Origin of the sequence: Sphingomonas sp. AAP5 (assembly GCF_004354345.1) — a bacterium.
GTDB classification, from domain to species: domain Bacteria; phylum Pseudomonadota; class Alphaproteobacteria; order Sphingomonadales; family Sphingomonadaceae; genus Sphingomonas; species Sphingomonas glacialis.
In genome coordinates this window covers 2,544,583-2,567,789 of the sequence record NZ_CP037913.1, presented here as the reverse complement: position 1 = coordinate 2,567,789, position 23,207 = coordinate 2,544,583, and the positions used below count along the sequence as shown (strand labels likewise).

Genomic DNA, 23,207 nt, shown 5'->3' with positions numbered 1-23,207 from the left:
CCGCAGGTTGCATCGCACGCCGAGTGACGGGTTCGGTGTAAGGCAAAGCGATGATCGTGCGGACATTCCAAGCAAGTGCGGCGGCGGGTGTGCTCGCCGCGCTGCTGCTGCCGGCGGGCGCGATGGCGCAACAGGTCGATATCGGCGCTCCCGCACCGCCGCCGACCGCCCCCGATGCGCCCGCGGCGAACGATACCAAGAAACCCGCGACCGAAGCGCCTGCGGCAGCACCGACGCCCGCGCGCTACCGGCCGAACCATCTTGCGCACCCGCGCGATACCTCGCCCGGTTCGCAGATCGGCGATACGCAGAGCGCGGCACCGCCCGGCCTGTTCGGCGACTGGCGCAACAGCCGCACCTGGCTCGGCGCGCGCGGCGTCGACGTATCGGCGCGCTACGCGTCGGAGACCGCGTACAACCCGACCGGCGGGCGGCGTCAGGCGATCACCGAGACCGGCCAGTTCGACATCGGCGCCAAGGTCGACATGGGCAAGCTCGTCGGGCTCGAGGGCGGGACGCTCCAGGCGACGCTGACGTGGCGGCGCGGCGACAATCTGTCCGACGTCGCCGGGCTGGGCACGCTCCAGCAAGTGCAGGAGGTCTATGGCCGCGGGCAGACCGTCCGCGTCACCGAATTGTGGTACGAGCAGAAGCTCGGCGATGCGGTCGAAGTGAAGCTCGGCCGCACCAATCCGGGGTCGGATTTCGCGGTCTTCTCGTGCCACTTCCAGAACCTGACCTTTTGCGGCGCGCAGCCGGGCAATCTGGTCGGCGATTACTGGCAGAACTGGCCGGTCGGGCAGTGGGGCGCGCGCCTCCACGTCGATGTGCGGCGCGGCGTGTACGTCCAGGCGGGCGTCTATGAGGTCAATCCGCTCAACCTTCGGAACAACTTCTTCGTCGCGCGCTGGCACGGCGCGACGGGGGTGCTGATCCCGTTCGAGGCGGGCTGGACGCATGGCGGCGATGGCGGCCATGTCGGGTCGTACAAGGTCGGCGGCTGGTACACGACCGCCAATGGCACCGACGTCTATCGCGACATCAACCGGCGGCCGATCGCGATCACCGGGCTCGCCCCGCTCGAGCATTCGGGGCGCTATGGCGGCTATGTCAGCGTGCAGCAGCAGATCACCGGCACGTCGAAGGACGGCAAGTCGCTCGACGGGCTCGGCGTGTTCGCCAATTTCACGCAGACCGACCGCGCGACCGCGGTGACCGACAATCAGGCGGTGGTCGGTGTGTTCTACAAGGGGTTGGCGACGTGGCTGCCCGGCGACGTGCTCGGCGTCGCGTTCGGGCGGACCAACGTCAATGGGCGCGCGGCCGATGCCGACCGGCTGACCCCGGGCAAGCCGGTGCGCGACGCCGAATATGCCGCCGAACTCTATTACAGCGTGACGCCGCTGCCGTGGCTCGAGCTGCAGCCCAACGTCCAGTGGATCCACCACCCCGGCGGCGTGCGCAGCGCCGAAGAGGTCGTGGTGCTGGGGTTGAAGGGCGCGATTACGTTGTAAGAGAGGGGGAGGCGCCTTGGTCGCGCCTCCCCCGTGTCGCTTACTTTGCGAGCGCGTCGAGCAGCTTGTGCGCTGCAGCCGCCGACGAGGCCGGGTTCTGGCCGGTGATCAGCAAGCCGTCCTGCACGACGTGAACGCCCCAGTCGCTCGTCTTCTCATACTTGCCGCCGAGCGCGATGAGTTCGTCCTCGACGAGGAACGGCACGATCTTGGTCAGACCGACGGCTTCCTCCTCGCCATTGGTGAAGCCCGTCACGCGCTTGCCCTGGACGAGCGGCGTGCCATCGGCGGCCTTTACCCGGCGCAGCGCGCCCGGTGCGTGGCAGACCAAGGCGACGGGCTTGTCGGCCGCGACGAACGCCTCGATCAAGCCGATCGAGGTCGCATCCTCGGCCAGATCCCAGAGCGGGCCGTGGCCGCCGGGATAGAAGACCGTGTCGTAATCGGCCTGGTCGACCGAATCGAGCCGGACGGTGTCCGCGAGTTGCGCGGTTGCGGCGGCATCAGCCTCGAAACGACGCGTCGCGTCGGTCTGGCTGTCGGGCTCGTTGCTCTTGGGGTCGAGCGGCGGCTTCCCGCCGGCGGGCGAGGCGAGCGTGATCTCCGCACCCGCATCCTTGAACACGTAATACGGCGCGGCGAGCTCTTCGAGCCAGAAGCCCGTCTTCTTGCCGGTGTCGCCCAATTGGTCGTGCGACGTCAGTACCATCAAAATCTTCATGTCGGCTGCTTTCTGATCGCGGATCCAGTGCACGGACGCGGCGAACGTGCCGGGCGGACGTGTTCGCCCATATCCCGCACCGCCGTGGTCGTTTCCGTGCCCTCAGGAAATGGGCGTGGCGCAGCGGTGGCGCAAGGGGCGGGGGGCTTTTTGGGAGCCTTTGGGGCAAGCGCGAGACCACGCCGTCCTGCCCACCCGTGCAGCGCGGCGGCGGCGTCACCCTTTGCGGGTGACACCGCCGATCCGACAGGTGCTCAATAGGCGGCCGACACCGTCAGGAACCACTGTCGCGGCGCGATCGGATAGGCCGAGTAGCTGTTGGTCGCCGATCCGATCGACAGCGTCGAGACGCCCGTCTTGTCGAACAGGTTGGTGACGTTGAGCGAGATCTCGAGCTTGCGCAGCGGGGTGGCGCCGTCCGGCACCTTCGCCGCGAGCCGCAGCGAGGTCAGGAAGTAGGACGACACGCTCGCGTCGTTGGTGAAGGTCGCGAAGCGCCGACCGACGTAATCGCCGATCATCTGCACTTCGATCGGCCCCAGATCGAGCGTGGCGACGGTCTTGTTCATCCATTTCGGCGTGCCCGGCAGCTGTTTGCCGCAGGTCGGCACGACGCCCGCCGTGACGAGATAGCCGCCGATGCACGTGCCCGTCGCAGCGCCGATTCCGGTCGCGGTCGAGGTATAGTCGCTCTGGTATTTCGACAGATTGTACGACGCCGCATTGTACAGCGAGAAGGCGCGGCCGAAGTGCAGCGTGAAGGCGGCGTCGACGCCGTCGGTATGCACCGCGCCGACATTGACCAGGATCGAGGTCCCGCCGGTGATGCCGCCGCCGGCGATGCCGCCCGGGTTGGTCGAGATCGCGAGCAGGCGATTGTTGAACACGACGTGGTAGTAATTGACCTGCGCCTCGAGCCCGCTGAGCACGCCATCGAAGCTGCGATGGCTGCGCACGCCGCCTGGCTGCCGGTGAACCACGGCCCGCCACCGCCCGCGAGATACGCCTGATACTGGCGCAGGTTCTTCTGCACGTTGAAATAGAGCTGCTCGTTGCGCGTCAGATCATAGGTCGCGCCCGCCGAGGGGAGGAACCAGCGCAGCGTGTTGATCCGGCCTTGCGGAAGGCCGCCGGTGAGGCCCGAAAGCGACCCGAGGACGGGCTGCACGGGGAAGCGGCCATCGGCCCATTGCGCGCTGGTCTTGAACCCGGCCTGGAGCAGCAGGCGATCGGTCGCCTGCCAGGTGTCCTGCAGATGCAACTGCAGCTGGTTGATCCGCGCCTCGCCCTGATATTGCGTGAAGAGCGGCTGCGCCACGTCGAGCGGACGGATATAGGGCGTGCTCGAATCGGGGTTGGTGACGCTGACGCCGTACCAGCGGCGCCACTGCGTCGTGCTGTTGCGTTCGAACCAGCCGCCGAACTCGATCGTATGCGCGCCGAGCTTGGCATTGATCGCCGAGATCACGCCGCCGCGATCGATGCGATATTCGGTGGTGCGCGTGACCAGGCCAGACCCGCCGGTCGCCGCGACCAAAGCGGCGCCGGCGGCACTCTGCTGTGCGGTCGTGCGTGCGGTGCAGGCTGCGGGTGCGACGCCGTTGCTGTTCGCGCCGAAGCGGCAGTTGGTCGGCAAGCTGGCATAGCCCGGGTCGAGATAGGGCTGGATCGTCGTGATCGACTGCCCGAGCGGCCCGGCGACAACGCCCGCGCCGTCATTGTGATGGTAATAGCCCGTCGTCGACCAAGTCACGTTCGACGAGAGATGCGCGTCGTAGCGCAGATAGCCGAGGAAATCGGTCCGCTGCGCATCCGAATAATAATTGCGGTAATTGCTGCCGACCGCCGCCGGCGAATTGCCCTGCGCACTGAGATACGACGTCCGATAGGTGGTGAAGTCGGGGTAGAAGAACGGCTTGGTGTACGGCGTGTAGAGCTGCACCGCGGTGGCGGTGCCGCCGGCCGACGGCTTGAAGAAGACGGTCGAATCCTCGTTCGGCTGCGTCATGTCGTTATAGTCGAAATAGGCGGTCAGCTTGCCGATGCCGTCGTCGTGGACGAACTTGGCGTTGACCTGATAGCCGCCCTGCTTGCCGTTGAAGTCCCACGCGCGTGCGTCCTGGCGCGCCGCCGAGACATAGGCCGCGTTGCCGTTGCCGAACGTGCCGCTGTCGATCCGCACGAAGCTGCGCGAGGTCGAATAGCTGCCGACGGTCTGCGCGGCCTGAATGCCGAATGTCTTGAGCGGATCGGACGAATAGGTCTCGACCGTGCCGCCGAGGTTGCTGTTCGAGGCGGTTGCGAGATCGCCTGCGCCGGTCGAGACGATGACGCGGCCGACATTCTCCGAAATCACCGCGCGCTGCGGCGACAGGCCGTTGTAATTGCCATAGCTCTGGTCGCCGAGCGGCAGGCCGTCCATCGTGTAGCCGAGCTGCTGCCCGCTGAACCCGTGAATGAAGATCTGCGCGTTCTGCTCGTTATAGCCCCACGGGTCGGCGGTGATGTAGAGCACGCCCGGCAGCGTCTGGATCGCTTTCAGTGGCGAGATACCCGGCAGGATCTTCTGCATTTCGCTGCCCGGCAGCGCGGTGGCCGAGCGGGTCGCCTTGGCGGTGACGACGATCGCCTCCGCCGCATCATCTTCAGCGGGGGCGGGCGCGGGGTCGGCGATCGGAGCCGCCGGCGCCGGCGGCGCGGTCTCGGCGTGCGCGGCGGTGAGTGGCAGGCCAGCGGCCAGGCTCGCGGCAAGCGCGAAGGTCGAGACGTAGGATTTGATCATGGAAGGCCCCCTGGATGTGCCGCTGCACTTGTGGGCGCCCTACGGGATGGCTGTGACGGTTGGACGGCAGTTTTCCAGCAGTTTCATTGCCGTCGTGCGTCAGACTCGTGACAGGGCCCGCCGAAGCCGGGTGCCGCGCTGCCCCAAACGAAAACCGCCGCCCGGGTTTCCCCGGACGGCGGCTCTCAACGCATCATGTGGTAACCCGAACCCGGAGGATCACTCCTTGTTCAGATACTCGCCGGCGTCGGCATCGGTGCCGGTGCCGCTCGTCACGACCGCACCGAGCGCATCGTCACCGGTGCCGCCAGCATCGCGCGTCGAGCGGGCGAGCTCGGCGTCGTGGCCTGACGCTCGACGAGCTTCACGCAAGGTTTCCAAAACGTTTTCCCGTATGGGGTGCAATTTTTGTAGAAGACTACTTTGCACCCTAAACGCAATCGCTTCGTACAGAGCACTTGTTGAGCATAGGTTTTCAACATCGAGTAAAAATTGCCTGGACGATTCACGAATGCCCATTTCCAAAAGATCTATCAACGCATCGACTTCATCAGCCGATTTCAATTCGATCGAAACCGTCTCGTTCAATGGTGTTCGGATGCTGCACTGGCTCTCGTAATCCAGCATTTCGTCTGGAGTAGCCCGCTTAATCTCCATCGTCGTGACCTTCTCGTACTCGGCTTTTCGGCGGGGTATCGAACACACTTACCTTAACATTCTTTTCTGCGATCCACCAACGTCCGAAGTGTAATGACCAACTCTCCCCGCGGCACCCCAAACGAAAACCGCCGCCCGGGTTTCCCCGGACGGCGGCTCTCAATGCATCAGGTGGTAACCCGAACCCGGAGGATCACTCCTTGTTCAGATACTCGCCGGCATCGGCATCGGTGCCGGTGCCGCTCGTCACGACCGCGCCGAGCGCATCGTCACCCGTGCCGCCGGCATCGCGCGTCGAGCGGGCGAGCTCGGCGTCATGCTCTTCTTTCGCCGAGTTCGGCGCGACGATCGAGACTTCGGCCATGCGACGCTGCGAGACGCGCATCGCCGCATCGCGCGACGAAGCGGTGACGCGCAGGCGACCCATGCCCGCACCGGTGCCGGCCGGGATCAGACGACCCACGATCACGTTCTCCTTGAGACCGGTGAGCGTGTCCTTCTTGCCCTGCACCGAAGCCTCGGTGAGCACGCGCGTCGTTTCCTGGAACGATGCCGCCGAGATGAAGCTGCGGGTCTGCAGCGACGCCTTGGTGATGCCGAGCAGGACGGGCTTGCCCTGCGCCGGACGCTCCTTCTTGCCGATCTTGGCGTTCATCTCGTCCATCTCGTCGCGATCGACCTGCTCGCCGGCGAGCAGCGTGGTGTCGCCGCCGTCGGTGATCTCGACCTTCTGCAGCATCTGGCGAACGATCGTCTCGATGTGCTTGTCGTTGATCTTCACGCCCTGAAGTCGGTAAACTTCCTGGATTTCCGACACGAGATATTCGGCCAAGGGCTCGATGCCGAGCACTTCGAGAATGTCGTGCGGATCGGGCGAACCACCGATCAAATTGTCGCCGCGCTTGACGTAATCGCCTTCCTGTACGTCGATGACCTTCGACTTGGGCACCAGATACTCGACGACCTCGCTGCCGTCCTCGGGCTGAATGCCGATCTTGCGCTTGGCCTTATAGTCCTTGCCGAACACGACACGGCCCGAGACCTTTGCGATGATCGCATTTTCCTTCGGCTTGCGCGCTTCGAACAGCTCGGCAACACGCGGCAGACCGCCGGTGATGTCGCGCGTCTTGGCGCTTTCGCGGCTGACACGCGCCAGGACGTCGCCGCCCTGAACCATCGCGCCATCCTCGACCGAGAGCGTTGCGCCCGCGACCAGCATGTACCGGCCCGATTCCTCGGCGCTTTCACCCGTGAGGGTCAGGCGCGGACGAAGATCCTCCTTCTTGCTGGCGATGCCGCGGTTTTCGGTCACGACCCGCTGCGAGATGCCGGTCGCTTCGTCGGCCTGCTCGGTGAGCGTCTTGCCCTCGATCAGATCGACATACTTCACGACGCCGCCATTCTCGGTGATCACCGGCATGGTGAACGGGTCCCACTCGGCCAGACGATCGCCCTTCGACACGATGTGACCGTCGTCGAACAGCACATAGGCGCCGTACGGGAGACGATGCACCGCGCGCTCGCGGCCATCCATGTCCATGATCGCGACTTCGCCCGACCGCGACAGCACGACGCGACGGCCGCGCTGGTCGGTGATGATGCGCAGGTCGCGATATTCCATCGTACCGTCCGACAGCGCCTCGAGGTTCGACTGCTCGTTGAGCTGTGCCGCACCACCGATGTGGAAGGTACGCATCGTCAGCTGCGTGCCCGGCTCACCGATCGACTGGGCGGCGATGACGCCGACCGCTTCACCGATGTTGACCGGCGTACCGCGGGCGAGATCGCGCCCGTAGCACTTGCCGCACACGCCGATCTTGGTCTCGCAGACGAGCGGGGAGCGGATCTTGCACGATTGCGTGCCGATCGCCTCGATCTGCAGGATCATCGGCTCGTCGAGCAGCGTGCCCGAGGGGATGACGACCTCGCCGGTCTTGCTGTCGACGATGTCCTCCGCGGTCGTACGACCGAGGATGCGCTCGCCGAGCGACGCGATCGTCGAGCCGCCCTGGACGATCGCGCGCATTTCCAGCGCGCGGGTCGTGCCGCAGTCGAGCTCCATGATCACGCAATCCTGCGACACGTCGACCAGACGACGCGTGAGGTAGCCCGAGTTCGCCGTCTTCAACGCCGTATCCGCGAGGCCCTTACGCGCACCGTGGGTCGAGTTGAAGTATTCAAGGACGGTCAGACCTTCCTTGAAGTTCGAGATGATCGGCGTCTCGATGATCTCGCCCGACGGCTTGGCCATCAGGCCGCGCATGCCGGCAAGCTGCTTGATCTGCGCCTGCGAACCACGCGCACCCGAGTGGGCCATCATGTAGATCGAGTTGATCGGCTTCTCGCGACCCTTGTTGGGGCCGTCCTCATAATGCTTAACCGCCTTGATCTCGTCCATCATGGCGTTCGCCACCTGGTCGCCGCAACGGCTCCACGCGTCGATCACCTTGTTGTACTTCTCCTGCTGCGTGATCAGGCCGTCCTGATATTGCTGCTCAAAGTCCTTCACCAGGCCCTTGGTCTCGTCGACCAGAGCGATCTTGGCATCCGGAATGATCATGTCGTCCATGCCGAACGAGATGCCGGCCTTGAACGCGTGCTTGAAGCCGAGGCTCATGATCGCGTCGGCGAACAGCACCGTGTCCTTCTGGCCGGTGTGACGATAGACCTCGTCGATCACGTCGCCGACGTCCTTCTTGGTGAGGAGGCGGTTGACGGTATCGAACGGCACCTTGGACGACTGCGGCAGGCACTCGCCGAGCAGCATGCGACCAGGGGTGGTCTCATAGCGCTTGAGGTACTGGTTGCCCTTTTCATCGGTCTGCGGAACGCGGCTGATGATCTTGGTGTGCAAGGTGACCGCACCGGCTTCGAGCGCCTGATGGACTTCCGACATGTCGGAAATCATCATGCCCTGGCCCGGCTCATTCTCCTTGAGCATCGAGAGGTAATACAGACCCAGCACCATGTCCTGCGACGGCACGATGATCGGCTTGCCGTTGGCGGGCGAGAGGATGTTGTTGGTCGACATCATCAGCACGCGCGCTTCGAGCTGCGCCTCGAGCGAGAGCGGCACGTGGACCGCCATCTGATCGCCGTCGAAATCGGCGTTGAACGCCGAGCAGACGAGCGGGTGCAGCTGGATCGCCTTGCCCTCGATCAGCACGGGCTCGAACGCCTGGATGCCGAGACGGTGCAGCGTCGGGGCGCGGTTGAGCATGACCGGATGCTCGCGGATCACCTCGTCGAGGATGTCCCAGACTTCCTTGCGCTCCTTCTCGACCCACTTCTTCGCCTGCTTGAGGGTCATCGAGAGACCCTTGGCATCGAGACGGGCGTAGATGAACGGCTTGAACAGCTCGAGCGCCATCTTCTTCGGCAGGCCGCACTGGTGCAGCTTGAGTTCCGGACCGGTCACGATGACCGAACGACCCGAATAATCGACGCGCTTGCCGAGCAGGTTCTGACGGAAGCGGCCCTGCTTGCCCTTGAGCATGTCGGACAGCGACTTGAGCGGACGCTTGTTGGCGCCCGTGATCGTGCGACCGCGGCGACCATTGTCGAACAATGCGTCGACGGCCTCCTGCAGCATGCGCTTCTCGTTGCGGACGATGATGTCCGGCGCGCGGAGCTCCATCAGGCGCTTCAGGCGGTTGTTGCGGTTGATCACGCGGCGATACAGATCGTTCAGATCCGACGTCGCGAAGCGGCCGCCGTCGAGCGGCACCAGCGGACGCAGCTCGGGCGGGATGACCGGCACGACTTCGAGGATCATCCACTCGGGGCGGTTGCCCGAATCGATGAAGCTCTCGACGACCTTGAGGCGCTTGATGATCTTCTTGGGCTTGAGCTCGGACTTGGTGACCGCAAGCTCCTCAAGGAGCTCCTTACGCTCGCCCTCGAGATCCAAGTCCTGCAGCATGATGCGCACGGCTTCCGCGCCGATGCCGGCCGAGAAGGCGTCTTCGCCATACTCGTCCTGCGCGTCGAGGAGCTCGTCCTCGGTCATCAACTGATACTTTTCGAGCGGGGTGATGCCCGGCTCGATCACGATATACGCTTCGAAGTACAGCACGCGCTCGAGCTGCTTGAGCTGCATGTCGAGCAGCAGGCCGATGCGCGACGGCAGTGACTTCAGGAACCAGATGTGCGCGACAGGTGCTGCCAGCTCGATATGGCCCATGCGCTCGCGGCGAACCTTCGAGACGGTGACCTCGACGCCGCACTTCTCGCAGACGATGCCCTTATACTTCATGCGCTTGTACTTGCCGCACAGGCACTCGTAATCCTTGATCGGACCGAAGATGCGTGCGCAGAACAGGCCGTCACGCTCGGGCTTGAACGTGCGATAGTTGATGGTTTCGGGCTTCTTGATCTCGCCGAACGACCAGCTGCGGATCTTGTCCGGGCTGGCGATGCCGATCTGGATCTGGTCGAAGGTCTCGGCCTTGACGACCGGGTTCGCGAAATTGGTCAGTTCGTTCATGGATGAACAGCCTTCCTAGAAATTCTTTGCCCTCGCCCGCTTTCGCGGGAGAGGCTGCGCAGACTTGGGTCGCGGTCTTCCCGCGGCCCTAGTCGAAGCCTCACCCAACCCTCTCCCGCGAACGCGGGAGAGGACTAGGCCGGCATATTACTCCGCCGCGATCGCGACGCCGTCGGTGTCGAACTGCTCGGTGGTGGTGAGCTCGATGTTCAGACCCAGCGAGCGCATTTCCTTGACGAGCACGTTGAAGCTCTCAGGGATACCGGCCTCGAACGTGTCGTCACCCTTGACGATCGCCTCATAGACCTTGGTGCGCCCGACCACGTCGTCCGACTTCACCGTGAGCATTTCCTGCAAGGTGTACGCCGCGCCGTAGGCCTGGAGTGCCCAGACCTCCATCTCGCCGAAGCGCTGACCACCGAACTGCGCCTTACCACCCAGCGGCTGCTGCGTGACGAGCGAGTACGGTCCGATCGACCGGGCGTGGATCTTGTCGTCGACCAGATGGTGGAGCTTGAGCATGTAGATGATGCCCACCGTCACGCGGCGATCGAACATGTCGCCGGTGCGACCGTCGAACAGTTCCGACTGACCCGACGAGTGCAGACCCGCCAGCTCGAGCATGTCGGACACATCGGCTTCGCGCGCGCCGTCGAACACGGGGGTGCCCATCGGCACGCCGGTCCGCAGGTTCTGCGCGAGTTCGATGATCTGGCTCGCATCGCGTGCCTCGATGTCCGCGGCGTAATGCTCGCCGTACACTTCGAGCAGCCGTGCCTTGACCGCGTCGGGCATGTCGCCCGCTGCGGGTTCGGGGTTGGCCTCGCGCCATTCCTCGAGCTGCGTGTAGATCTGCTGACCGAGGTTGCGGGCAGCCCAGCCGAGATGCGTCTCGAAGATCTGCCCGACGTTCATGCGCGACGGCACGCCCAGCGGGTTGAGCACGATGTCGACCGGGGTACCGTCGGCGAGGAACGGCATGTCCTCCGCCGGCAGGATCCGCGAGATCACGCCCTTGTTGCCGTGACGGCCGGCCATCTTGTCGCCCGGCTGCAGCTTGCGCTTCACCGCGACGAAGACCTTGACCATTTTGAGCACGCCTGGCGGCAGCTCGTCGCCACGCTCGAGCTTGTCGCGACGATCCTGGAACTTGTCCACGATCACCTTGACGGCGTCGTCATACTGCACCTTGACCGCTTCCAGATCGCTCTGGGTCTTGTCGTCGGCGACAGCGAACTTCCACCACTCGTGACGGTCGACCGAGTCGAGCACGTCCTGGTCGATGACCACGCCCTTCTTCGGGCCGTTCTTGGGAACGGCGGTCGCGGTCTGGCCGAGCAGCATTTCCTTGAGGCGCGACCAGGTCGCGCGGTTGAGGATCGTGCGCTCGTCGTCCGAGTCCTTCTTCAGGCGCTCGATTTCCTCGCGCTCGATCGCCATCGCGCGCTCGTCCTTGTCGATGCCGTGGCGGTTGAACACCCGGACCTCGACGACGGTGCCGGCAACGCCCGGCGGCAGGCGGAGCGAGGTATCGCGCACGTCCGACGCCTTTTCACCGAAGATGGCGCGGAGGAGCTTTTCCTCCGGCGTCATCGGGCTTTCGCCCTTCGGCGTGATCTTGCCCGCGAGAATATCGCCCGGCTCGACCTCGGCACCAATGTACACGATGCCCGCTTCGTCGAGGTTGCGCAGCGCTTCCTCGCCGACGTTGGGAATGTCGCGCGTGATGTCTTCCGGCCCGAGCTTGGTGTCGCGCGCCATCACTTCGAACTCTTCGATGTGGATCGACGTGAACACGTCGTCCTTCACGATGCGCTCGGAGATGAGGATCGAATCCTCATAGTTGTAGCCGTTCCACGGCATGAACGCGACGAGCGTGTTGCGGCCAAGCGCGAGCTCGCCGAACTCGGTCGACGGACCGTCGGCGAGCACGTCGCCCGCGGTGACCACATCGCCCACCTTCACCAGCGGACGCTGGTTGATGCAGGTGTTCTGGTTCGAGCGCTGGAACTTCATCAGCGTGTAGATGTCGACGCCCGACTGGCCGGCATCGATCTCGCCGGTTGCGCGAATGACGATACGCGCCGCGTCGACCTGGTCGACCACGCCCGCACGCCGTGCGGAGATGGCAGCACCAGAGTCACGCGCGACGGTCTCTTCCATGCCGGTGCCGACGAACGGCGCCTCGGCCTGGACGAGCGGCACGGCCTGACGCTGCATGTTCGAGCCCATCAGTGCGCGGTTGGCGTCATCGTTTTCCAGGAAAGGAATGAGCGATGCCGCGACCGAGACGAGCTGCTTGGGGCTGACGTCCATCAACGTGATGTTGTTGGGGATCGCCATCAGGAATTCGCCAGCCTGACGCGACGAGACCAGTTCCTCGACAAAGCCGTTCGACGAATCGAGCTCGGCATTGGCCTGCGCGATCGTGTGCTTGGCCTCTTCCATCGCCGACAGATAGACGACGTCGTCGGTGACCTTGTGATCCACGACCTTGCGGTACGGCGTCTCGATGAAGCCGTACTTGTTCACACGGCTGAAGCTCGCGAGCGAGTTGATCAGACCGATGTTCGGGCCTTCCGGCGTCTCGATCGGGCAGATGCGGCCATAGTGCGTCGGGTGAACGTCGCGGACTTCGAAGCCGGCGCGCTCACGCGTCAGACCACCCGGTCCAAGGGCCGAAACACGGCGCTTGTGGGTGACTTCCGACAGCGGGTTGGTCTGATCCATGAACTGCGACAGCTGCGACGAGCCGAAGAATTCGCGGACCGCGGCAACCGCAGGCTTGGCGTTGATCAGGTCGTTCGGCATCACCGTCGAGACGTCGACCGACGACATACGCTCCTTAACGGCGCGCTCCATGCGGAGCAGGCCGACACGATACTGGTTCTCGAGCAGCTCGCCGACCGAACGGACACGACGGTTACCGAGATTGTCGATATCGTCGATGTCGCCCTTGCCGTCCTTCAGATCGACCAGCGTCTTGATGACCGCGAGGATGTCCTCGGTCCGCAGCGTGGTGACCGTGTCCTCGGCGTCGAGGTCGAGGCGCATGTTCAACTTCACACGGCCGACGGCCGACAGGTCGTAGCGGTCGGGATCGAAGAACAGGCCGCTGAACAGCGACTCCGCGGTCTCGAGCGTCGGCGGCTCGCCGGGGCGCATCACGCGGTAGATGTCGGACAAGGCCTGCTCGCGCTCTTCGGCCTTGTCGACCTTGAGCGTGTTGCGGATCCACGCGCCGGTCGCGATATGATCGATGTCGAGCAGTTCGATCCGGTCGATGCCGGCCTGGTCGAGCAGTTCGAGATTCTCGGCCGAGACTTCGTCGCCGGCTTCGATGTAGATCTGGCCAGTGGTCTCGTTGATGAGATCATAGGCGCTGTAGCGGCCGAAGATTTCTTCCGTAGGGATCAGCAGGTCGGTGAGACCGTCCTTGGCCGACTTGTTGGCAGCGCGTGGGGAAATCTTCTGGCCGTTGGGGAACACCACTTCGCCGGTCTTGGCGTCGATGATGTCGTACATCGGCTTCTGGCCACGCCAGTTCTCGGCCTGGAACGGGATGATCCAGCCACCCTGGCCGCGGACGAAGGTCACGCGGTTGTAGAACTGGTTGAGGATCTCCTCGCCGGTCATGCCGAGCGCGTACAGCAGCGCCGTCACCGGCAGCTTGCGCTTGCGATCGATGCGGACGTTGACGATGTCCTTGGCGTCGAACTCGAAATCGAGCCACGAACCGCGATACGGGATCACGCGCGCAGCGAAGAGGTACTTGCCCGAGGCGTGCGTCTTGCCGCGGTCATGGTCGAACAGCACGCCCGGCGAACGGTGCATCTGCGAGACGATGACACGCTCGGTGCCGTTGATGATGAAGGTGCCGTTGCCCGTCATCAGGGGCATGTCGCCCATGTAGACGTCCTGCTCCTTGATATCGAGGACCGAGCGCGAATCGGTATCGGCATCGACCTCGAACACGATCAGGCGCAGCGTGACGCGCATCGGGGCTGCATAAGTGATGCCGCGCTGACGGCACTCGTCGGTGTCGAACTTGGGGGGCTCGAGCTCGTAATTGACGAAGTCGAGTTCGGCGGTGCCGGCGAAATCGCGGATCGGGAAAACGCTGCGCAGCGTCTTCTCGAGGCCCGAGACATAGCCGATCGACGGATCTGAGCGGAGGAACTGTTCGTAGGATTCGCGCTGAACCTCGATCAGGTTCGGCATCTGCACCACTTCGTGGATGTTGCCGAACACCTTGCGGATGCGGCGCTTTGCCGTGCCGCTCTCGGCGCGCCGCGTGGGCGTGCTACCGTCGATTGCCTTGGTTGCCATGGAGTTTTCTGCCCTCAAGCCTGAAATTCGGCCCGGAATCCACCGGGCGGGCGTGCAAATCGGAAACGACAAAAAGCCGCGTGTTGTCCGCGCAAGCGGAAAACAGCAGCTTTCATGCGTCTCGAGAAACCCTAACCATCAATACGATCGATGCACTGCGCGACGGCACATCATTTCCCGACGGTTTGGGTTGAGTGCGCGATATAGGTCGACGGCGCGAGCGTGTCAACGCAGTCGCGTGGCGTCGGGGGGGGGGCTGCGGCGAACCGCTCGGCGCAGCAAACCTTGGCAGGCGGGGTTTTATCGCTATGCCCGGCGCTGTGAAACGCTTTGTCTTTGTATCCCTCCTCGTCGCCACCAGCCTGACGGCGTTTGGCAGCCCCGCGCTCGCCCAAAACAGCGTGCCTGCGCAACCCTTGCAGGGGCTCGATTCGTTCAGCCTGCCGTCGAACCGGCCGGCGCCGCGGATCTCGCCGACACCCGAGCCGACGACCAACCCGCGTCCGGTCGAGACCCAGACCGTCGCGCCGCCCGCCGTGGCGCCGACGGTCCGCGCGACCACGACGCCGCGCGCGACCGCGACGCCGGCGCGCGCCACGCCCACGGCGCGCGCGACGCCAGCGCCCGAGCGAACGCCAGCACCGCGTGCCAGCGCGACGCCAACGCCAATTATTCCGGCGGCTCCGGTCGCCGTGCCGACCGTCGTGCCGTCGCCTGTCGCCGGGATACCGCCGACCCCAGCCCCGACGCCGCAGTCGAGCGCGGCAGCGGCGGCAGCGATCGCGCCAGCGGACGGCGCAAGCGCGTGGCTGTGGCCTGCTGTCGGGGGCGGGCTCGCGCTGATCGTCGCGATTGGTCTGGGACTATGGTGGCGCCGGCGTGGCGCGCAGGACGCCGTGGCCTATGAGGACGAGCCCGTGGCCGAAGTCGTTCCGCCAGCGGGTGTCGAGCTCGCAGTCGTCGCGCCCCAAGCGGCTCCTCCGGCGGTTCCTGCTGCGAACGCGGTTGCGGAGGCTCCTCTTCCAGTCGCGGTCGTGCCCGATGCCGCCCCGGCCGATCGCGCGTCGATTGTGTTCGAGCTGACCCCGAAGCGCGCCGGCACGAATTTGCTGAGCGCCGCGGTCGAATATCTGATCGTGCTGCGCAACGCCGGCGATGTCGCCGCGACGGGGGTTCGGCTCGACATTCGCTTGCTGAGCGCGGGGGCGCAGCAGGATGCGGTGATCGAGGCGCTGTTCGCCGCGCCGATCGCGCAGCCGATCACGACCCCGTTCGATCTGCCGGCTGGCGTCTCTGTCGAACTCGGCGGCATGGCGATGCATCCCAAGGCGACGCTCGAGGTGATGGACGTCGGCGGCAAGGCGCTGTTCGTTCCCGTGCTGACGATCAACGCGCACTATGCGTGGGCGCGCGGCGGCAGCGGCCAGACCGCGCGCTCCTATGTCATCGGCATCGATCGCGGGGCAGGGGGCAAGCTCGCGCCGTTCCGCATCGATAGCGCTGCGCGGATGTACGATACGGTGAGCGCGATCGAATACACCGTGTCAGCATAGGATTTCCGCTCCCGCGCTTGGGGGGTGCGGTGCGGGTCGGAACGAAAAAAGGGGCGACACCGCATGGTGTCGCCCCTTTTTCTTGGGCAAGCCGTCATGGGCAAAGCCCATGACGTCGGACGCGGCAAGCCGCGCCGGCCGGCTTCGCGGGAGTGCGATTTAGCCGAGGCTAAATCGTCGCTCCCGCTTCAGCTCACTTGACCTCGACGGTCGCGCCGGCTGCTTCCAGCTGCGCCTTGATCTTGGCGGCTTCGTCCTTCGACACGCCTTCCTTGATCGCCTTCGGAGCCGACTCGACCAGCGTCTTGGCTTCGGTCAGGCCGAGCGCGGTGATCGCACGGACTTCCTTGATGACGTTGATCTTCTTGCCGCCGTCGCCGGTGAGGATGACGTCGAATTCGGTCTGCTCTTCAGCAGCCGGTGCTGCAGCGCCGCCGCCAGCAGCAGGAGCCGCTGCAACAGCAGCAGCGGCCGAGACGCCCCACTTCTCTTCGAGCAGCTTCGAGAGATCAGCTGCTTCGATGACGGTCAGGGCGGAAAGCTGGTCAACCAGCGCGTTCAGGTCTGCCATGTGTATTCTCCAGTAAAATCAGTTCGGGTTTGAAATCTCGAAGCGCCTGAAATCAGGCGTCCGCCGTGTCCTTTTCCGCATAGGCGGCAAGCACGCGCGCGAGCTGGGCAGCTGGCGCCTGCGTGATCGTCGCGAGCTTGGTTGCAGGAGCAACCAGGAGGCCCACGATCTTCGCACGCAGTTCATCCAGCGACGGCATCGTCGCGAGGGACTTGACACCTTCTACGTCGAGGACGGTCGCACCCATCGCACCACCAACGATTTCGAACTTGTCGTTCGTCTTCGCGAAGTCGACGGCCACCTTGGCAGCCGCGACGGGGTCGATGGAGGTGGCCAGACCGACCGGCCCGGTGAGCATTTCGCTCAACGAAGCATAGTCGGTGTCGGCCAGTGCGATCTTGGCAAGCTTGTTCTTCGAGACCTTATAGCTCGCCCCTGCGTCGCGCATTGCGTTCCGCAGCTTGGTCGACTGAGCCACCGTCATGCCGAGGTTGCGGGTGACGACCACCACGCCGACTTCGGCAAAATTGTGGTTCAGCTCGGCGACGAGCTCGGTCTTTTGAGCGCGATCCATGCCATTCTCCACGTTTGGCCGTGTCGCTTGCGCGGCACGACCGGTTACAAACCGGGCGCTGTTGCACCCGGAATTGTCCAGCGATGGGGAATGGGAGCGTCGCCCCGTTTGATGGAGGGCGGCAGACCGGTCGCGGCTGGGCCGAGAGCGGTTGTAATCCTGGTCCCCGTCTCGGCAGGAAATTAAGACCGGGCAAATCCCGATCACCTACTGTCTTGGACGGTCCCGCCGAGCCGAGGCGTGACGGGAGAGCGCGGCCTTTAGCGGATGAGGGGGGAAAGTCAACGCCCGGTTGATCGTCACACCCGCTTTCGCCGGGGTGGCGGACTGCGGTTTTTCTTCGACTGCCTGTAGCTTTTGCATCGAAACTGCGGAACACTCGGCATCAAGGACCGCACGAGTCCATGCAGGACGGAATCGAAAACCGCTTGAAGCAGGGGGCCGATTCAATGACCGAAGCTACCATCATTACCACCGCAACGCTCGGCGCCGAGGCGCAGGACGATCTGCTCACCCGCGGCTTTGCGCGGCGCGATCTGGCGCGGATTGCCGCGGTGTTCGGCGTCGGCGCGCTGGCCGCGTCGGTCGGGCGACCGGCGTTCGCCTCGGGCGGCGTGCCCGATCCGGCGCCGACCGCCAAGGTCCGCATCGGGGCGAACGAATGCTGGACCGGCCCGCTTGCCCCCGGCCAAAAGGCCGCCGCTGCGATGATCGCGATGGGCAACCGCTATTCGCCGCATGACGAGCGCAGCGATTTCATCAAGGCTGTCATGTCGGTCGAGGGTGTACCGTTCGACCATGTCGCGCCCTGGCCGGGGTCGAGCGATCCGCTCTGCCGCGCGGTCGTCACCTATTGTTCGCCGACCAAGGGCCTCGTCACCGCCGACCCGACCTTCGAACTCGCCGGGCGCACCGCCGCCTGGCTCGGCGCGCCGGTCAAGGCGGTGCCGCTGACTGCCGAGTATACGCACGACGTCAAGGCGATGCTCGCCGCCAACCCCGATGCCGGGCTCTATTATATCTGTACGCCCAACAACCCGACCGGCACGATCACCCCGCTCGCCGATATCGAGTGGTTGATCGCCAACAAGCCGGCGGGATCGATGGTGCTGATCGACGAGGCGTATACGCACTTCGCCGGCGTGCCCGTCGCCTCGTCGCTCGCGGTGAAGCACCCCGACGTGATCGTGATGCGCACCTTCTCCAAGCTGTTCGGCATGGCCGGGCTGCGGATGGGCTATGTCATCACCAATCCCGCCAACCTCACCAAGATGATGCGCTATGACGGCGGGATGCAGTCGGGCGCGTTGCCCGTCACCAGCCTGGCGTGCGCGACCGCCAGCCTGACCGCCGCCCCGCTGATCGCCGCGCGCCGCGCCGAGATGCAGAGCGCGCGCGGGCTGACGTTCGATCATCTCAAGGCGCGCGGCGTGAGCGTGTTTCCGACCAACGCCAACATGTTCATGATCGACTGGAAGACGCGGGCTGCCAAGGACATGCAGGCGGCGTTCCGCAAGCAGAGCGTCGAGATCGGGCGGTCGTGGCCGATCTGGCCGACGGTCAGCCGCGTCACCGTCGGTTCGAGCGCCGAGATGAAGGCGTTTTGCACCGCGCTCGACAAGGTTATCGCGTAATCCGACCGCCTGACCGTCTGACCGTCTGACCGTCACCCCGGGCTGGTCCCGGGTCTACTTGACGCGCGCGCTGGCGTCGAAGTGCGTGCATCCCGGTGGGCCCCGGCACGGGGCCGGGGTGACGGTTGGGGGGCGTTACGATTCCTTCGGCACGTCGGGCACGATCCGCGTGTACCAGCGCGGATGGCCAGCCGCGTCGCGTTCGATATCGGGGACGCCGCGCGGGTCGTCGCCCGTCTCGACCCAACCAGCGCCCTGGCAGTGGTTGCAGATCGTGCGCTTGCTGCGGAAGCTGACCAAGTCGATCTCGAGGTTCCACTGGCCGTGCCCCTTGCACACCGGGCACGCCGCATCGAGCGCGCCGTTGCGCGGCTGGAGCGGGATGATGTCGAAGGCGTGAGGGGATTCGGGGCCGGTACATTCGACGATCTGGCTGGCATGCGGCATCGCGGTGGTTTCTCCTTTCCGCAGCCAACGTGCTGCGGCGGTGTCGGCTCCGGCGCTAGCGTGATTTTGCGGCCGCGGGGAGGGTGGTCTGCGCGGCGATTGCGCGCGCCGCAGGCCGGCCCCACGAAATCATGTCGGGCGTGCAACAATCCGGCGGCGTCTGGGTTTCAGACGCGTGACGACACCTTCAGACCCCCTGCCGTCATCCATCCAACCGGCCAAAGGCTGGCACCGCCCGGCGCTCGCGATCGGCGCCGCCCTCGCCGCTGCGATCGGCGTGCTCGTGCTCGCGCTCGGCGCGTTTCCAGTCGGGCTCTTGCGCGGCATGGTCGAGAACCGCGTGTCCGCCGCGCTCCACACCAAGGTCGCGGTCGGCTCGGTCACGCGCGATGGTGTCTTTTCTTACACGCCGGTCGTCGCGCTGCGCGATGTGCGGATCGCGCAGCCGGCCTGGGCCGGGCAGGGCGATTTCGTCCGCGTTTCGGCGCTGCGCGTGCGCGTGCCGGTGCTGGCGCTTCTCACCGGGCGGTTCCGCCCCGATCGCATCGCGATCGACGGCGCGCGGATCGCGCTGGTCCGCGACGCGAGCGGGCGCGCAAACTGGGAGCCCGACGGCAGCAAGCCGAAGCAAGGCGGAACGAGCCGCCCGAGCCTCTCCGACCTCAGCGTCACCAACACGCAGATCGTGCTGCGCGATGCCAAGCGCCAGCTCGTCGTTGCAGGCCCGCTGTCGGTCGATGCGACGCACGGGTTGCGGCTCGCGGCGAAGGGCAGCTTCCGCGAGACCCCCGCGACGCTCGCGCTGAGCGGCGGTCGCATCGCCGGGATCAACCCGACCGCACCATATCCGTTTGCGGTGAAGCTTTCCTCGTCGGCGCTCGATTTCGTGGCGCAGGGGACGATGCGGGGCGTGCTCGACACGCGCCACTTCAGCGCGACGCTGCGTGCGCAGGCACCGACGCTCAAGAACCTCGATTATCTGATCGAGGCGGGGCTGTTCGGGACGCAGCCGATCGACCTCGCCGGCACGATCCGCCACGACGCGCGCGACTGGTATATCGACCGGCTCGCCGGCACGATCGGCCGCTCGCGCCTCACTGCGCGTGCGACCGTCCACAAATACGGCATCCGCACCGCGATCGACGCGCGGATCCACGCGTCGCAATTCGATTTCGACGATCTCGCCGACAGCAAGGGGCGCGCCGAAGCCGCAGCGCGGCTCGCGCGGATCGGCCCGCGCGTGATCCCGCCGACGCGGATCGACCTGTCGAAGCTGTGGAAGACCGACGGGACGATCCGCTTCGCGGCCGATCATGTGCTGTCGAAGGGCGGCACGGTGTTCGAAAGCCTGTCGGGCACGCTCAACCTCGACAATCGGATGCTGACCGTCAGCGATGTCGTTGCCACACTCGCGAACGGGCGGATGACGGGCACGATCCGCGTCGATCATCGCAGCGGCTTGCCCAAGCTCGCGATCGACATGCGGCTCGCCGGGCTGAGGCTCGAGCGCCTCGTCGGCAAGCCCGACATGATCGGCGGACAAGTCCGCGGGCATATCGTGCTCAGCGGGCAGGGCGAGACGGTGCGCGAGGCGCTTGCGCACGGCAGCGGCAAGGCGGCGATCGTCGCGACGCAGGGGCATGTCCAGCGGATGATCGCCGATGTGCTCGGGCAAAGCCTGAGCGGCGCCGTCGCGCATGCGATCAGCGGGCCGAGCGAAACCGTCCCGCTGCAATGCCTGATCGCCGACTTCCGCGGTTCGAACGGTGTGCTCGTGCCGCGCCCGCTCGAAATCGATACGGGCAGTTCGGTCGGGCGCGGGACGGGGCGGATCGTGCTCGACGGCGAACGGATCGCGCTGACGCTTGCGGGTACGACCAAGAGCCGCGCGTTGTTGCGGATCGCCGACCCGATCCAGGTCGGTGGCACGCTGAGCGCGCCGAGCATCTCGGTCGCAGGTGTCCGAGCGAGCGACAAGCCGAGCGCCGGGGGCGTGTTCAAGGTGCTCGGGCGCTCGCTTGGCCAGGCGCTCGGCATCACCAAGATCGACCCGAGCGCGGGCGGGTCGACGCCGCAGCGCTTCGATTGCCAGGCGGCGGTTACGGCGGCGCTGCGCTAGGCACAAAAAAGGGCGGCCCGGAGAACCGAACCGCCCTTTCTTTTAGCAGACGCTATTAGGCGTGCTGCAGGTTCACAGCCGACATCTTGCCGCGCTTGTCCTGCTCGAGCTCGTACTGGACGCGCTGGTCCTTATCGAGCGTCGCCATGCCGGCGCGCTCGACGGCCGTGATGTGCACGAACGCGTCTTCGCCGCCGCCTTCAGGCGCGATGAAGCCATAGCCCTTGTCTGCGTTGAAAAACTTTACGGTTCCGATGGTCATAACATGATCCTTCTTGTGGGGCCGACGCGAAGAGCCGCGTCAGCGGTTGCCGAAATCAGCAGAGAAAGAAGGAAGATGGTGCCGCAAAGCGCCCTAGACCGTCGATTTGCGAACTGTAGCAACGCCTATGTAGGGCAGGTGGCGGGGAATTGCAAATCGCGCTCGAAATCATGCGCGCCCCCCCCCCTTCAGGGGAGGGAGTAAGACAAAGAAAAAGGGCCGGGGTTTCCCCCGGCCCTCGATCTTGTCGAAAAAATCCCGAAAGATTTAAGCCGCCGAAACCTCGGCGACGTCGACCTTGATGCCGGCGCCCATCGTCGAGCTGACGGCGACCTTCTTGACATACTTGCCCTTGGCGCCGGTCGGCTTGGCCTTGACGATCGCGTCGACCAGTGCGTCGAAGTTCGCGCGCAGGTCTTCTGCCGGGAACGACGCCTTGCCGATGCCCGAGTGGATGATGCCGGCCTTCTCGACGCGATATTCGATCTGGCCGCCCTTGGCAGCTTCGACCGCGGCCGCGACGTTCATCGTGACCGTGCCGAGCTTCGGGTTCGGCATCAGGCCCTTGGGACCCAGGATCTTGCCGAGACGACCGACGATGCCCATCATGTCCGGGGTCGCGATGCAGCGATCGAAATCGATCGTGCCGCCCTGGACGAGCTCCATCAGGTCTTCCGCACCGACGACGTCGGCGCCAGCGGCACGGGCTTCGTCAGCCTTTGCGCCCTTGGCGAACACACCAACGCGGACGGTCTTGCCCGTGCCCTTGGGCAGCGTGACGACACCGCGGACCATCTGGTCGGCGTGACGCGGATCGACGCCGAGGTTGAGCGCGACTTCGATCGTCTCGTCGAACTTCGAGGTCGCACCCGACTTGGCGAGGGCGATCGCTTCGTCGATGCCGTGGAGCTTCTCACGATCGAGCGTGATGGCCTTCTGCTTTTTGCTTACGAATGCCATGAGCTCAGCCCTCCACCACTTCGAGGCCCATCGCGCGGGCGCTGCCTTCGATGATCCGCGTCGCGGCTTCGAGATCGTTGGCGTTGAGATCCTTCATCTTCGCGGTCGCGATGTCGGCGAGCTGTGCGCGCGAGATCTTGCCACCCGAAACCTTGCCCGGCTCCTTCGAGCCCGACTTGATGTTGGCGGCCTTCTTGATGAGGTACGATGCCGGCGGCGTCTTGGTCTCGAACGAGAACGAACGGTCGGCATAGACGGTGATCACGGTCGGCAGCGGCGTGCCGACTTCCTGGTCGCCGGTCGATGCGTTGAACGCCTTGCAGAATTCCATGATGTTGACGCCGCGCTGACCCAGCGCAGGGCCGATCGGCGGGGAGGGGTTGGCCTTGCCTGCAGGAACCTGCAGCTTGATATAGCCGGTAATCTTTTTTGCCATGTGGCGGTCTCACTCTCTTTCAAGTTTAGCGGTCCTGACGGCGGGGCCATAGCTCCGCCTCCCGCCTTCCCTGGCATGCTGCCGGGGAAGGCGGGGCGCATAGCCGAAAGCGGTGCCCGAGGCAAATCGGAAGCGCGCGCTCGGCACGCGGCGGCACGACAA

Annotated in this window: 15 protein-coding genes and 1 pseudogene; 4 read left to right on the top strand and 12 right to left on the bottom strand. The window is 65.2% G+C overall.

Going from position 1 to position 23,207, the window contains the following annotated elements; genetic code table 11:
• The first annotated feature begins 50 nt into the window (after positions 1–50).
• Positions 51–1,514, top strand: coding sequence for a carbohydrate porin (locus E2E30_RS11945; protein ID WP_133190072.1), 1,464 nt, complete (start codon positions 51–53; stop codon positions 1,512–1,514).
• 40 nt (positions 1,515–1,554) lie between these two features.
• Here the strand turns inward: E2E30_RS11945 and E2E30_RS11940 are convergent, their stop codons facing one another.
• From E2E30_RS11940 to rpoB, 6 genes and pseudogenes are all read right to left on the bottom strand, one after another.
• The gene (locus E2E30_RS11940) at positions 1,555–2,235 is read right to left on the bottom strand and encodes a type 1 glutamine amidotransferase domain-containing protein (RefSeq protein WP_133190070.1); all 681 of its coding nucleotides are present in this window, start codon (positions 2,233–2,235) and stop codon (positions 1,555–1,557) included.
• Positions 2,236–2,489: 254 nt separating this feature from the next.
• On the bottom strand, positions 2,490–3,122 hold the full coding sequence (locus E2E30_RS21235; RefSeq protein ID WP_443018327.1) for a TonB-dependent receptor domain-containing protein: 633 nt from the start codon (positions 3,120–3,122) through the stop codon (positions 2,490–2,492).
• A gap of 1,445 nt (positions 3,123–4,567) precedes the next feature.
• A pseudogene (locus E2E30_RS21230) lies at positions 4,568–4,807 on the bottom strand (TonB-dependent receptor plug domain-containing protein); the annotation flags it as partial.
• A 429-nt stretch (positions 4,808–5,236) separates the two neighbouring features.
• Positions 5,237–5,674 (bottom strand): hypothetical protein, encoded by a 438-nt coding sequence (locus tag E2E30_RS11930; RefSeq protein ID WP_165954506.1) that lies wholly within the window; start codon positions 5,672–5,674, stop codon positions 5,237–5,239.
• A 193-nt stretch (positions 5,675–5,867) separates the two neighbouring features.
• A complete protein-coding gene (gene rpoC, locus E2E30_RS11925; protein WP_133190066.1) occupies positions 5,868–10,160 on the bottom strand; it encodes a DNA-directed RNA polymerase subunit beta' in 4,293 nt (1,430 codons plus the stop codon).
• A 147-nt stretch (positions 10,161–10,307) separates the two neighbouring features.
• Positions 10,308–14,489, bottom strand: a complete 4,182-nt coding sequence (gene rpoB, locus E2E30_RS11920; protein ID WP_133190064.1) for a DNA-directed RNA polymerase subunit beta — start codon at positions 14,487–14,489, stop codon at positions 10,308–10,310.
• Positions 14,490–14,809: 320 nt separating this feature from the next.
• Between rpoB and E2E30_RS21040 the strand changes: the two genes are divergently transcribed.
• On the top strand, positions 14,810–16,042 hold the full coding sequence (locus tag E2E30_RS21040; RefSeq protein ID WP_240698920.1) for a hypothetical protein: 1,233 nt from the start codon (positions 14,810–14,812) through the stop codon (positions 16,040–16,042).
• Positions 16,043–16,235: 193 nt separating this feature from the next.
• Here E2E30_RS21040 and rplL read toward each other — a convergent pair whose 3' ends face one another.
• The gene (gene rplL, locus E2E30_RS11910) at positions 16,236–16,613 is read right to left on the bottom strand and encodes a 50S ribosomal protein L7/L12 (RefSeq protein WP_010183774.1); all 378 of its coding nucleotides are present in this window, start codon (positions 16,611–16,613) and stop codon (positions 16,236–16,238) included.
• 52 nt (positions 16,614–16,665) lie between these two features.
• Entirely contained in the window at positions 16,666–17,187 is a 522-nt protein-coding gene (rplJ, locus tag E2E30_RS11905) for a 50S ribosomal protein L10 (RefSeq protein ID WP_133190062.1), read from the bottom strand.
• A 449-nt stretch (positions 17,188–17,636) separates the two neighbouring features.
• On the opposite strand from rplJ, the gene E2E30_RS11900 reads away from it, so the two are divergent.
• The gene (locus E2E30_RS11900) at positions 17,637–18,821 is read left to right on the top strand and encodes a pyridoxal phosphate-dependent aminotransferase (protein ID WP_133190060.1); all 1,185 of its coding nucleotides are present in this window, start codon (positions 17,637–17,639) and stop codon (positions 18,819–18,821) included.
• A 135-nt stretch (positions 18,822–18,956) separates the two neighbouring features.
• Here E2E30_RS11900 and E2E30_RS11895 read toward each other — a convergent pair whose 3' ends face one another.
• A complete protein-coding gene (locus E2E30_RS11895; RefSeq protein WP_133190058.1) occupies positions 18,957–19,268 on the bottom strand; it encodes a hypothetical protein in 312 nt (103 codons plus the stop codon).
• Positions 19,269–19,443: 175 nt separating this feature from the next.
• Between E2E30_RS11895 and E2E30_RS11890 the strand changes: the two genes are divergently transcribed.
• Complete coding sequence (locus E2E30_RS11890; RefSeq protein ID WP_133190056.1) at positions 19,444–21,387, top strand: AsmA family protein; 1,944 nt, start codon at positions 19,444–19,446, stop codon at positions 21,385–21,387.
• Between the two features lie 55 nt (positions 21,388–21,442).
• On the opposite strand, the gene E2E30_RS11885 is transcribed toward E2E30_RS11890, so the two are convergent.
• From E2E30_RS11885 to rplK, 3 genes are all read right to left on the bottom strand, one after another.
• On the bottom strand, positions 21,443–21,649 hold the full coding sequence (locus E2E30_RS11885; RefSeq protein WP_133190054.1) for a cold-shock protein: 207 nt from the start codon (positions 21,647–21,649) through the stop codon (positions 21,443–21,445).
• A gap of 267 nt (positions 21,650–21,916) precedes the next feature.
• Positions 21,917–22,609: a 50S ribosomal protein L1 gene (gene rplA / locus E2E30_RS11880; RefSeq protein ID WP_133190052.1), complete on the bottom strand. Its 693-nt coding sequence runs from the start codon at positions 22,607–22,609 to the stop codon at positions 21,917–21,919.
• Positions 22,610–22,613: 4 nt separating this feature from the next.
• Positions 22,614–23,045: a 50S ribosomal protein L11 gene (gene rplK / locus E2E30_RS11875; protein WP_133190050.1), complete on the bottom strand. Its 432-nt coding sequence runs from the start codon at positions 23,043–23,045 to the stop codon at positions 22,614–22,616.
• Positions 23,046–23,207: the final 162 nt, after the last annotated feature.